The sequence below is a fragment of the uncultured Psychrobacillus sp. genome, assembly GCF_938022135.1.
Taxonomy (GTDB): domain Bacteria; phylum Bacillota; class Bacilli; order Bacillales_A; family Planococcaceae; genus Psychrobacillus.
The window spans coordinates 1-12,437 of the sequence record NZ_CALIED010000061.1 but is presented as its reverse complement, the minus strand read 5'-3'; the positions used below and the strand labels follow the sequence as shown (position 1 = coordinate 12,437).

16 protein-coding genes and 1 tRNA gene are annotated in these 12,437 nt (G+C 37.4%); 16 read left to right on the top strand and 1 reads right to left on the bottom strand.

Going from position 1 to position 12,437, the window contains the following annotated elements; translation table 11 throughout:
- Nucleotides 1-211: 211 nt before the first annotated feature.
- Nucleotides 212-841, bottom strand: a complete 630-nt coding sequence (locus Q0371_RS11960; RefSeq protein WP_169360978.1) for a rhomboid family intramembrane serine protease — start codon at nt 839-841, stop codon at nt 212-214.
- A 67-nt stretch (nt 842-908) separates the two neighbouring features.
- Here Q0371_RS11960 and acpS point away from each other — a divergent pair, with 67 nt between their 5' ends.
- The 16 genes from acpS to Q0371_RS11880 all read left to right on the top strand — a co-directional run bounded on the left by acpS (nt 909) and on the right by Q0371_RS11880 (nt 12,373).
- Complete coding sequence (acpS, locus tag Q0371_RS11955; protein ID WP_169360979.1) at nt 909-1,262, top strand: holo-ACP synthase; 354 nt, start codon at nt 909-911, stop codon at nt 1,260-1,262.
- Nucleotides 1,263-1,321: 59 nt separating this feature from the next.
- Nucleotides 1,322-2,344 (top strand): outer-membrane lipoprotein carrier protein LolA, encoded by a 1,023-nt coding sequence (locus Q0371_RS11950; protein WP_169360980.1) that lies wholly within the window; start codon nt 1,322-1,324, stop codon nt 2,342-2,344.
- A gap of 69 nt (nt 2,345-2,413) precedes the next feature.
- Nucleotides 2,414-3,520: an alanine racemase gene (gene alr / locus Q0371_RS11945; RefSeq protein ID WP_169360981.1), complete on the top strand. Its 1,107-nt coding sequence runs from the start codon at nt 2,414-2,416 to the stop codon at nt 3,518-3,520.
- A gap of 178 nt (nt 3,521-3,698) precedes the next feature.
- Nucleotides 3,699-3,932, top strand: coding sequence for a transcriptional regulator (locus Q0371_RS11940; protein ID WP_240949796.1), 234 nt, complete (start codon nt 3,699-3,701; stop codon nt 3,930-3,932).
- Between the two features lie 4 nt (nt 3,933-3,936).
- A complete protein-coding gene (locus Q0371_RS11935; protein ID WP_144539613.1) occupies nt 3,937-4,287 on the top strand; it encodes a type II toxin-antitoxin system PemK/MazF family toxin in 351 nt (116 codons plus the stop codon).
- A gap of 320 nt (nt 4,288-4,607) precedes the next feature.
- Nucleotides 4,608-5,435, top strand: a complete 828-nt coding sequence (locus Q0371_RS11930; RefSeq protein ID WP_298471356.1) for an RsbT co-antagonist protein RsbRA — start codon at nt 4,608-4,610, stop codon at nt 5,433-5,435.
- Nucleotides 5,435-5,797: an STAS domain-containing protein gene (locus Q0371_RS11925; RefSeq protein ID WP_169360984.1), complete on the top strand. Its 363-nt coding sequence runs from the start codon at nt 5,435-5,437 to the stop codon at nt 5,795-5,797. The genes Q0371_RS11930 and Q0371_RS11925 overlap by 1 nt, the downstream gene beginning before the upstream one ends.
- A gap of 5 nt (nt 5,798-5,802) precedes the next feature.
- Nucleotides 5,803-6,204: an anti-sigma regulatory factor gene (locus Q0371_RS11920; RefSeq protein WP_169360985.1), complete on the top strand. Its 402-nt coding sequence runs from the start codon at nt 5,803-5,805 to the stop codon at nt 6,202-6,204.
- A gap of 12 nt (nt 6,205-6,216) precedes the next feature.
- A complete protein-coding gene (locus tag Q0371_RS11915; RefSeq protein ID WP_298471352.1) occupies nt 6,217-7,218 on the top strand; it encodes a PP2C family protein-serine/threonine phosphatase in 1,002 nt (333 codons plus the stop codon).
- Nucleotides 7,219-7,287: 69 nt separating this feature from the next.
- Nucleotides 7,288-7,629, top strand: coding sequence for an STAS domain-containing protein (locus Q0371_RS11910; RefSeq protein WP_169360987.1), 342 nt, complete (start codon nt 7,288-7,290; stop codon nt 7,627-7,629).
- Entirely contained in the window at nt 7,616-8,086 is a 471-nt protein-coding gene (gene rsbW, locus Q0371_RS11905; RefSeq protein ID WP_251553344.1) for an anti-sigma B factor RsbW, read from the top strand. Before Q0371_RS11910 ends, rsbW begins: the two co-directional genes overlap by 14 nt.
- The gene (gene sigB, locus Q0371_RS11900) at nt 8,064-8,846 is read left to right on the top strand and encodes an RNA polymerase sigma factor SigB (RefSeq protein WP_169360992.1); all 783 of its coding nucleotides are present in this window, start codon (nt 8,064-8,066) and stop codon (nt 8,844-8,846) included. The genes rsbW and sigB overlap by 23 nt, the downstream gene beginning before the upstream one ends.
- Nucleotides 8,843-9,442 carry a PP2C family serine/threonine-protein phosphatase gene (locus tag Q0371_RS11895; RefSeq protein WP_298471346.1) on the top strand — a complete coding sequence of 200 codons (600 nt, stop codon included), beginning with the start codon at nt 8,843-8,845 and terminating at the stop codon, nt 9,440-9,442. Before sigB ends, Q0371_RS11895 begins: the two co-directional genes overlap by 4 nt.
- A 71-nt stretch (nt 9,443-9,513) precedes the next feature.
- Nucleotides 9,514-11,682, top strand: coding sequence for a Tex family protein (locus Q0371_RS11890; RefSeq protein WP_298471343.1), 2,169 nt, complete (start codon nt 9,514-9,516; stop codon nt 11,680-11,682).
- Nucleotides 11,683-11,747: 65 nt separating this feature from the next.
- Entirely contained in the window at nt 11,748-12,224 is a 477-nt protein-coding gene (locus tag Q0371_RS11885; protein WP_298471340.1) for a SprT family protein, read from the top strand.
- A 74-nt stretch (nt 12,225-12,298) separates the two neighbouring features.
- Nucleotides 12,299-12,373: transfer RNA gene (locus Q0371_RS11880), tRNA-Asn, on the top strand.
- The last annotated feature ends 64 nt before the right edge of the window (nt 12,374-12,437 follow it).

Sequence of the window (12,437 nt, the reverse complement as noted above, 5' to 3'; positions counted from 1 at the left end):
GAGGAAAGCGTCCGGCTGGGGCGAAAAATCAATTCTACTCTCTGATTTAAGATTTTTTTGCATCATAAATCAACCCTACCTTCAACATAGCCTATCCATAAAAAAACGTGAAATCGGAAAAAACTCGATTTCACGTTTTTGCTTTCTTTTTATTCCATGATCTCTAAGTAAGAAACCTTTCCATTCTAGTTGTTTTGGGTAAAATGGTAAGTTACTTAACCACTCTGTATGGATTCTTCTTTTTCTTCCAGGAAGCAATTCGTTTAGGATGAAAAAAGATCATTCCAAGTATAAATCCTGTGATTAGACCGCCAAGATGAGCGGTCACCCCTACATTCGGTTGTAGGAATGATAGAATGACACCAATTACGATGATAGGTATGATAATCTGTCTGAGCTGGGGTAATAAGTGTTTCGTGTAATAAACTAACGCAGCAAAAGCACCTAAAATTCCGTATATTGCTCCACTAGCTCCAAGGCCAGCGTAATTCCAGTCATGAATCAAATAAGTTGCTACATTACCCATGAAGCCTGATAGGAAGTAGATGGTTAAGAACCTAGCTTTACCAGTAAGCTGTTCCAACTCTGGACCGAAGATGTATAAAGAGAACATATTAAATAGTAAGTGAGCAAATCCTGCATGCAAGAACATGGAAGTGATTAATCTCCAATATTCACCCTCTGCAATGAGTAGGTTAACCCCCATCCCCATATACCGCAAATAGATCCCATAAACCGGTATAATAGTTAATAGGAAGATAAAAATATTGATGGCTAATAAGGTAGAAACAATCGGATATAATTTTATGTATTGTTTAAAGCTTTCTCTTCTGGAGAACATACTCTCACCTCGAATTTCTTATTAATAGTATATCTTGTAAAGACCATATAGGAAAGGAAGAACATTCATGATAACTGGTATTGGTTTAGACATAACTGAAATAAAAAAAATAGAATCCATTTTAACTAAAACTTCAAAGTTTGTTACGCGTGTTTTAACAAAAAAAGAAAAAGAAATTATGGAGACTTTATCAGGTGCTCGGCAATTAGAATTTTTAGCTGGAAGATTTGCAGCTAAAGAAGCATTCTCTAAGGCAATAGGCACCGGTATTGGGAAGCAATGTAGCTTTCAAGATATAGAAATTTTAAAAGAAAGTTCTGGGAAACCTATATTATATTTTAAGGAAAAGCCTATAAATGGCTTTGTTTCTATCACTCACACAAAAGATTATGCTGCTGCACAAGTAATTCTTCAATCATAACCGGTCGTCCACCTACATACAATGAACGAAGGCAGTGATAATAGAAAGGGTGGACAAAATTGAAGAGCCTAGTGGCTAGACTGGTAGTTTTATTTGCAATGATTCTGGTACTATCTGCATGTGGAGCTGAATCGAAGGAAGACGTAGTAAAGAAATTGAGCAACAAATGGAGTGACGCAAAGGGATATGAACTAACTGCAGAAATGAGTATTCTAACAGGTGCAGAGCCAAGAGTTTATGATGTGGAAGTTTGGCATACTAAACCAGACTTTTATCGTGTTAAAGTTTCTGATGCAAATGCAGAAAACACACAAATGATTGTTCGTAATGCAGAAGGTGTTTTCGTCGTTACACCTGCCCTTAACAAAACTTACAAATTCCAAAGTAAGTGGCCTTCAGAAAATAGCCAAGCGTATTTAATTGGCTCGTTAGCAGAGGACATTAAGAAAGACAAAGCTGCTACATTTAAAGAAGAAGGAAATAAATATGTATTTGAAGCTAAAACTACTAATAATCACAAAAATATGCTTCCGACTCAAAAAATCTATATCGACAAAAAGACGATGTTACCAACAGACGTTTCGATATTAAATGAAAATCAAGAGGAACAGATTCATATCAAGTTTGATAAAGTCTCTTTAGGAAAAACACGAGCTGCTGGAGACTATAAAATTGAACAAACACCTGCTGCTCAGGCTGAAGGAAATACAGTCGAGGCATCAGCTGAGTTAGAAAATAGAGACTTTGAAACGCACTACCCAGTTATTAAATGGGAAGATACTCATCTAATGGAAGAGAAGGTTATACAATTAGAAAATCAAAAACGAGTAGTGCTGACTTTTAGTGGAGGAGACAAGGATTTTACAGTCATCCAACAATTGAGCGATGCCTCAATGCCGTCTACTATTCCGGTGTTTGCGCCTGGTGATCCAGTTGATTTAGGTGTGGCAATAGGAGCAGTTACAGATCAATCTATTAGCTGGGAACAAGATGGGATGTCGTTCTTTATTGCCTCCTCTTCACTAACTAAAGAGGAAATGATAGAGGTAGCAGCTTCGATGACAGTTACTGAATTAAAGTGATTATAGGTTGACGACCTCTTCTTCCAAGGAGCATAATAATTTTAAAGACTTGGAAGAAGAGGTTTAATAATGTCACAAAAGCTATATAGACCAACTTTTATAGAAATAGATTTACTAGCAATACAAACTAATATAGAGCGGTTAAAAGAGACTTTACCATCTTCCACTCAAATAATTGCAGTAGTAAAAGCAAATGCATATGGACATGGAGACATTGAGGTGGCACAAGCTGCTCTTCAATCAGGTGCTTCTATGCTTGCTGTAGCCACTCCCGAGGAAGCATTACATCTAAGAGGAGCTGGCATAAAAGCTGAGATTCTTGTTTTGGGAGCTGCGCCACCTTCTTTTTTACCGGAGGCTAATGCCCAGAATATTACTCTTACAGCTTATTCATGTGAATGGATTTATGCTACAAAAGAGTTTAAAAGTAATGTGAAGATCCATATTAAAATAGATAGTGGTATGGGAAGAATAGGATTCTCAAATAAAGAAGAACTGAAAGAAGCTTTAGCTTTTATAAAGGAATCTAGTAGCTTAGAAATTACGGGTGCTTATACCCACTTTGCTACTGCAGACGATGAGGATACCGAGTATTTTAATAAGCAAGTCAAAAAATTTAACTCCTTTTTAGGGTTATTTGAACAAAAGCCTGCTATGATTCACGCTTCCAATAGTGCTGCTGCACTGCAACATCCTAGTCAAAGCTGGGATGCAGTCCGTTTCGGTATATCTATGTATGGAATAGCTCCTTCACCATTTTTGAATAATCATCTTCCTTTCCCTTTGGAAAAGCCTCTTTCTTTGTATACAGAAATAATACATGTAAAGAAGGTTAATGAGGGAGACTCAATAGGATATGGTGCGTCCTATACAGCTAAAACCGAAGAATGGATTGGCACATTACCAATTGGCTATGCGGATGGGCTACTTAGAAAACTCCATACAGAGCATGTGTTAGTTAAAGGGAAAAGAATGCCGTTCGTCGGAAAGATTTGTATGGATCAATGTATGATACGTCTAGATGGCCCAACGAAAGTCGGAGAAAAAGTTGTCTTAATAGGAAAACAAGGAGACGAGGAAATCGAGGTTGAAGAATGGGCAAAAACGCTTCAAACGATTCCATATGAAGTATGCTGTACCTTATCTACTAGAATACCTAGAATTTATCGCAAGTAAACTGTCGACAAAACGTAGTTCTTCATGCATAATTTGTCTAACCATTTCTTATAATGTCTTTTATTTCACGCCCAGTAATGGTAAGATGAAGTATATTGTCAGATAGGGAAATGTTTTGTCGGAGGTGTTTGCTGTGGTAAGTGATAAAAAGAAAAAAGAAGCGCTTATAGAGATTCCAATGCAAATGGGTAATGAGGAAAAGCAAGCTACACAATCATTACCAGGTAGGGAAAGCGTTGCTCGTGTACATGCAAATGAATATATAAAGAAAGGCCAGGCAAATCTTATAAGAGAAGCTATGATGAAAGGCTATGTTGAGATGTCTCATATTAACTTATCCATATGTACAGAGTGTCTACATGCGGAATATGAAGCCCAACATACGACAGAGCGACTCGTAAGTGGAGGATGAAAACTTGATCGTAAAACGTGGGGACGTTTTTTTTGCAGATTTATCACCAGTAGTCGGGTCTGAGCAAGGTGGAACCAGACCCGTATTGGTGATACAAAATGATATCGGGAATCGGTTTAGTCCGACTGTAATTGTGGCAGCAATCACCGCTCAGATTCAAAAAGCGAAATTGCCAACACATGTAGAAATCAATGCAAAAGAGTATGATTTTGAACGTGATTCAGTTATATTATTAGAACAATTACGAACTATTGATAAGTCGAGGCTTACAGATAAAATTACACATTTAGATGAAGATGTAATGGAAGAAGTCGATCATGCACTAGGCATCAGTTTAGGAATCGTAAAATTTTAAATACATAGACAAGACGCAATGTGTAGCCGACAAATACGCATTGTGTTTTTTTATTTTCTTTTTATATGAGTAAAGTGTATCTGTAAGCGGAAAGTGTTCAGAATGAAAATTATTTTTTCTTTTAAAATAAGAATTATGAAATTAAACCATATAGAGTGGTAGTTATATAGATTTCTTCCAATATTTTATTGGATGTAATGGAGATTACGCTAATTTTGAACAACATAAAACACTTGCAAAGATATTAATAGATGTAAAATCTTATAAGATTCGTTACAATATAATTACCATTTAAATAATGAGGAGCTGGGAACAACCAAATGAATAAACAAATTGCTACATACATTCGCGATAATATCGATATAATATTGGAAAAATGGAAAGTAAAAATGGAAGACGAAAAAGATGACCGTTTTTTTCAAATTATGTCAGATCAAGTTATTGACCATACTGCACGCGAATTTGGAGAATTAATGATATCGAGTCTTACTGAGGATCAGGAAATTTATACAGGGAAGCTAAACGACTTTTCCGAACAAATTGTGCGCTACGGATGGTCCATATCTTTTGTTTTAAAATCATTGACTAACTTTACAGAAGTTATCTATGAAGATATGGAAAGTGCCGGACATTTAAATGAAAATAATTATAAGTCTTATCGCTCTATTTTGAACAATTGGCTGACGCCTCTTACTCATACAATTGTAGAAGCTTACTCTATTGTGTGGGAAAAAACAGTTAACCTACAAAAGATAGCACTGCAGGAACTTTCAGCTTCTCTTATTCCTGTGTTTGAGAAAATCTCAGTGATGCCATTGGTTGGAACAATTGACACTGAGCGTGCAAAGCTTATAATGGAAAACTTACTGCAAGGAGTAGTGAAGCATCGTGCAGAAGTAGTGTTATTGGATATTACAGGAGTTCCAGTAGTAGACACGATGGTCGCTCATCATATTATTCAGGCTGCCGATGCAGTTCGTTTAGTAGGGGCAAAGTGTTTCTTAGTGGGAATTCGCCCAGAGATTGCTCAAACAATTGTAACGCTTGGTATTAATTTAAATGATTTTACAACAACAAGTACTTTGCAACGTGGAGTGGAACAAGCATTGGCACTAACAAATAGAGCGATAGTTGAGGTGAAATCATAATGATGACGCGAATTCCAATTTTGAAGTTAAGGGATTGTTTAATTGTATCCATACAATGGGAGCTAGATGATCAAACTGCTTTGTCATTTCAAGAGGATTTATTGGACAAGCTGCATACGACAGCTGCTAGGGGAGTAGTTTTAGATTTAACACCGATAGACTTTATTGATTCTTTTATCGCTAAAGTCCTTGGAGACGTCATTAATATGTCAGGTCTAATGGGAGCTAAAGTAGTGATAACGGGAATACAACCGGCCGTTGCAATCACATTAATCGAGTTAGGAATTAGACTTGAGAATGTAGTAACTGCTTTAGACTTAGAAAATGGATTGGAAAAACTTGAACGAGAATTGGAGGACTAATCCATATGAATATGAAGTCTTCTGTTCACATTATAAGTGAGTGGGATATAGTAGCGGCAAGGCAACTGGGGAGAAACGAAGCAAAAGATGCTGGTTTTGGAACAGTTGACCAAGCTAGAATTACCACCGCTATTAGCGAGCTCGCTCGAAATATATATTTATACGCTGGAAAAGGAAATATTGAGATCAAACAAATTGTAGAAGGTAATCAAAAAGGGATTTTGATTATTGCTGCTGATGAAGGACCTGGTATTGCTGATGTCCGTAAAGTGATGGAAGATGGATATACCACTTCAGGAGGCTTGGGAGCAGGGTTACCAGGGGTGAAACGACTAATGGACGATTTCAAAATCGAAACTGCAGTTGGAGATGGGACAACAATTATTGCCACTAAGTGGTTAAGGTAGGAGGTAAGATAAATGCCTCAACAATTTAAAAAACAGTATAAGGAAATTTTGAGACAGTATACGTTAAGTCAAACGGAGCATAATTTATATGAAGGTCAAAATGTTAGTAGAGAGCTCATACAAAAAAGTATTTCTCCGGAGGAAGTAATCAGTATACATAAGGCTTCTTTGGAAGAAATTATGCCTGATTTACCGGAAGAGGTATCTCATTCGTTTGATTTTTTGATAGAAGTTATGATTAGATATGGCTTGGCCTTAAAAGAACATCAAACACTTATTGAAAAACAGCAAAATTTCAAAATGGAAATGGAATTGGCAACTAATGTGCAGCAAACACTGCTTAAATCCAAAATCCCAAACATGAATAACTTGGATATTGGGCTAATCTCTGTTCCGGCGAAAGAAATGAATGGAGATTATACTCACTTTTTGAGTAATGACCATGCAATAGGTATCGCAGTGGCTGATGTTATTGGTAAAGGGATACCTGCAGCTCTTTGTATGTCCATGATTAAATATGGTATGGATAGTTTGGATGGTCCAGACACTGATCCAGTAGTTGTTTTAGATATCATCAATCGAATTGTTGAAAAAAGTGTTAGTGATTCGATGTTTATATCGATGTTTTACGGGACATACGATACAGCACTGAGTGAATTCACTTATGCTTCAGCAGGACATGAGCCACCATTGTTCTATTGTGCTCACACAGGAGAGTTTAAAGAACTTCAGGCAAAAGGCTTATTGCTTGGCGTAGTTCCTAATGTCAAATACGAGCAACATTCTATTACGTTAGAAAAAGATGACTTTGTTGTAATGATGACCGATGGTGTAACGGAATGTCGTTCGAAGGAAGGCTTTATTGACCAAAATATAATACTAAGTATTATTGAAAGCGTAAAAGATAAGCCGGCTCAAGAAATGGTCGAATATGTATTCCATAAGCTAGAGGAATTGCAGGAATTTGAACAACGTGATGATTTCACTCTAGTCATTTTCAAGAAATCGCTATAAAAATGTTTAACAATGATTGTATCGTGGTATAGATACGTATATATAGTGAAAACGGGGGATAATTTGATTATGAATATATCAGTAGAACTATACGAAGAAGAAATGCGTATCAAAGGAATTATTAAAGGTGAGATTGATGCATTTACAGCACCTTTGTTAAGAGAAAAGCTTTCAGAAATTAATTTAAAAGAAGATTCACGTGTCGAGTTAAATTTATCGGACGTATCATATATGGATAGTACTGGATTAGGTGTATTTGTAGGTTTTTATAAAAGTGCTAAAGAGTCTAATGTCCACATGGAATTAACGGGACTTTCACCTCGCCTTAAAAGATTGTTTGATATAACTGGGTTAGGGGACATAATGGACATTCAAGCAAGCGAAGAGGTGAAAATAGATGAAACCGTTTGATTATGTAGAGATTCGTTTGCCTGCAAAGCCTCAATATGTGAGTGTAGCACGTCTTACAATTTCAGGGCTGGCGAATCGGATGGGCTTTTCTTATGATGATATTGAAGATTTAAAGATTGCAGCGAGTGAAGCAATTACTAATGCAGTTCAGCATGCTTATGCAGAAGATGAGGACGGCGAAGTAGTAATTGGTTGTGCGTTATATTCTGATAGAATCGAAATTATGATTGCAGACCATGGAAAAAGTTTTAACTTTGAGGAAACAAAAGCACAAGTGGGACCTTACCATGATTTAGAGGAGGGATCATTCTTACGTGAAGGAGGGCTTGGCTTATACCTTATCGAAACATTGATGGATGAAGTAAAAGTTCATCACCAAGAGGGTGTAACTGTATTTATGACGAAGCATGTCGGAGTAAAGCAGGTGGATGATAATGTCGAACACATCTCTTCCTAAAGAGTCAAAGGAACAAATATTAAAGTGGATTAAAGAATATCAAACGACAGAAAGCGAAGAGGCTCAAACAAATCTTGTGTTAAACTACGAGCGTTTGGTTGAGTCGATTGCTCGTAAATATTCTAATGGTAAGTCTCATCATGAGGATATAGTTCAAGTAGGTATGCTTGGTCTATTAGGGGCCATTAGAAGATACGATCCGTCCTTTGGTAAAAACTTTGAAGCTTTTGCCATTCCGACGATTATAGGTGAAATAAAAAGATTTCTCAGAGACAAGACTTGGGCAGTTCATGTTCCAAGAAGAATTAAAGAATTAGGTCCACGTATTAGATCGGCAGTGGAAGTGCTAACAACTGAGTTTCAAAGATCTCCCTTAGTCCCGGAAATTGCAGATTATCTGGATGTAGAAGTTGAAGATGTTCTAGAAGCAATGGAAATGGGCAAAAGCTATCAAGCATTGTCGATGGATCATTCCTTAGAATCCGATGCAGATGGTAGCACTATAACGTTGTTTGATGTAATTGGTCAGACAGACGGGGAGTTTGAAAAAACGGATCAGCGCTTACTTGTAGCCGAAGCTTTTAATGTGTTGTCTGAAAGAGAAAAAGAGATAATTTTACTTACATACATGGAGCAGCTGAGTCAGAAAGAAACAGGCGACCGTCTCGGTATTTCGCAAATGCATGTATCGAGAATTCAACGCAAAGCAATAAAGAAATTACAAGAGGCAATATTATCGTCAGGTGGAATTGTAAATTGATAAACTACTCAGATGAAAAAGTCGAGTTGCTAGTCTTTCAGGAAGCAAAAACAGGGAATGCGGAATCTGGTGATACTTACTATGTATCTAAGCATGAAGATTTTATGCTTTGTGCAATTGCAGATGGATTAGGGAACGGTCCAATAGCAAAAGAATCAGCTGACGTAATACCAAACATTTTAAAACAATATCCTGAGGAGACATTGGATAACTTATTGTTAAAATGCAATGAGCTTATGGTTCAAAAACGAGGAGCAGCAGTTGCTCTTGTGAAAATAGATTATAAAGCTCAAACTATATCTTATAGCTGTGTAGGCAATATAAAGTTTTATATGTACCAACGCTCCACTGGGAAAATGATTTATCCATTGCCAGTCATGGGATATCTGTCAGGACGTAAACAAAAGATTAATACACAAACATATCCATGTGCTAAAGATGACTTGTTCCTTTTGCATTCTGATGGAGTAGTGATGAAGAGTCCAAAGTCCACTATTAAGGAGTCTAGCGGTACTAAATGTTTGTACGAAACAGTTTATAAAGAAATAGAACATGGCGACGACGCCACATTCATTGTAGGAAGCTTACTCTCATAATTAAAGGGTAAGCTTTTTTGCTGCGTTCAGAATATGTTAAAATAAGGTTAGATAGAAAGGATGGGTTTGTTTTGGAACTAAAGAAAATGCTTCAGCTCGTATCCAAAGAGACGGGCACTAAAACATCGCAGGCAGAGCAAGTAATAAAATTATTAGAAGAAGGAAACACAGTACCTTTTATAGCTCGATATCGTAAAGAACAAACAGGCTCATTGGATGAAGTGCAAATAAAAGCAATAGAAGATCGTTATCATTATATCCAACAGCTCGAACAACGCAAAGAGGAAGTTCTGCGATTAATAGAAGAACAAGGGAAACTTACTGAAGAACTTTCAACTTCTATACAAAATGCGACTGTCCTTCAACGAGTAGAGGATCTGTATAGACCATACAAACAAAAACGTAGAACGAAAGCTACTATAGCAAAAGAAAAAGGGCTGGAACCTTTAGCTACGGAACTACTTGGATTCCCAAAAGAATCTATTCAAACCCTAGCAGAGGCTTATGTAAATGAAGAATTAGAGGTAATGACTACTGAAGACGCGCTTCAAGGTGCTCGTGATATATTAGCAGAACAGTTTGCAGATGATGCTAAAATACGGGAGCAAATACGTAACCTAACGCGCACCGACGGAAGAATTGTATCCTCTTTGAAAAAAGCAGAGCTCGATGAAAAAAACGTTTATGAAATGTATTATGAATATGAAGAGCCAGTGAAAAAAATAGTCCCTCATCGAATTCTTGCTTTAAATCGCGGTGAAAAAGAGGATGTACTTAAAGTTGGTCTACAAACACCACAGGACAAAATTTTAAGAGTAATGGAAGCACAATGGATACCGAATCATGCTACTAGTGAAGCAGTGGAACAGGTGAAGCTAGCGATAGAGGATTCATATAAGAGATTGATTCAACCTTCCGTAGAAAGAGAAATTCGTGCAGAGCTTACAGAAAAAGCTGAAGCGCAGGCTATTCATATTTTTTCTGAAAACCTACGTAACCTCTTACTTCAGCCACCATTAAAAGGAAAAGTGGTACTTGGAGTGGACCCGGCCTACCGTACTGGCTGTAAGCTTGCAGTGGTTGATGATACAGGTAAGCTATTAGAGGTATCTGCTATTTACCCTCACGCACCTAAAATGGATATAGAAGGCTCGAAAAAGAAAGTTCTTTCTTACCTTAAGAATTATCCAATTTCTCTTATAGCGATTGGAAATGGTACGGCATCTCGTGAAACAGAGCAATTTATCGTAGATTGCCTTAAGGAAGTAACAGGAGAAGTAGCGTATGTAATTGTCAATGAAGCAGGTGCTTCGGTGTACTCAGCTTCAGAAACAGCAAGAAACGAGTTTCCCGACCTTCAAGTTGAGCAACGAAGTGCCGTATCAATTGCTAGAAGACTACAAGACCCTTTGGCGGAGTTGGTAAAAATAGATCCAAAGGCAGTAGGTGTGGGACAATACCAGCATGATGTGTCACAAAAGAAACTGTCGGAATCTCTTTCTTTTATAGTAGAGACTGCGGTTAACCAAGTAGGCGTAAATGTAAACACAGCATCAGCTTCATTACTTCAATACGTATCTGGCCTTTCTAAAACGGTAGCAGAGAACGTGGTAAACATGCGAAACGAACAAGGACGTTTCACTTCAAGAGCTCAGCTTAAGAAAATTCCTCGTCTTGGAGCTAAAACATATGAACAGGCAATTGGTTTCCTACGTGTTCCAGACGCTAAAAATCCGTTAGATGCAACAGGAATTCACCCGGAAAGCTATAAGGCAGCGGAACAAGTCCTTGAAATTGCTGGACTAACTAAAAGCCAAATAGGTTCTAAGGAAGCAGAAGAAGCACTAAAAACTATTTCTATAGAAGAAACTAGTAAAGAATTAGGGATTGGTGAGATTACGCTAAAGGATATTTTGGATGCATTGATTAAGCCAGCACGAGATCCACGTGAAGCTTTCCCGCAGCCATTACTTAAAAAAGATGTATTAAAGTTAGAGGATCTAAAAGCAGGAATGGAGCTTCAAGGTACAGTTCGAAATGTAGTCGACTTCGGCGCCTTTGTAGATATAGGTGTTAAACAAGATGGACTTGTACACATCTCCAAGCTTAAAAAAGGATTTGTAAAGCATCCTTTAGATGTAGTCTCCCTTGGGGATATCGTTACTGTATGGGTAGAGCAGTTCGATGCCAGCAAAGGAAGAATTGCATTAACGATGCTTCCACCTGAACAACAAGTCTAATAATAACCAGAGTTGTCCATTGATGAACATCAGTGGACAAGCTCTTTTATCTAGGAGAGAGTATAGTGACAGATGAACAATTGAGTGAATTAGTAAGTAGCATATCAATGCAGATTTTTAAAAGGAAGTTTCACCATAAAGCTTATTTCAATAAAAGACTGCGCAGTACCGGCGGAAGGTATATGTTAAGAACACATATGATTGAAATAAATCCTCTAGTGTTAGAGAAACATGGAATGAATGAGTTGATTGGAGTTATTAAGCATGAGCTTTGTCATTATCACTTACATATAGAAGGGAAAGGGTATAAACATAGAGATGCAGATTTTCGTCAGCTTCTAAAACAGACAGATTCACCTAGATTTTGCTCTACACTCGTAGCGCCTAAAAATCAAAAACATACTAAACTGTATGTGTATGAGTGCGCAAAATGTGGTTTGTTATATAGACGGAAAATTCGAGTAAATACGCAGAAATTCAAGTGTGGCAAGTGTTTTGGGGACCTGCATTTAAGTTCTTTTAAAAAAATGAAAGAAATTTGATGAAAAGTGTTGACGTTTGTCCAAACCCTCTCTATAATAGAAAAAGTCGAGTAGAACAAAACGACATAAATTATTCCGAAGTAGCTCAGTGGTAGAGCAATCGGCTGTTAACCGATCGGTCGTAGGTTCGAGTCCTACCTTCGGAGCCATCTTTAAATGGCCCCTTGGTCAAGCGGTTAAGACACCGCCCTTTCACGGCGGTAACACGGGTTC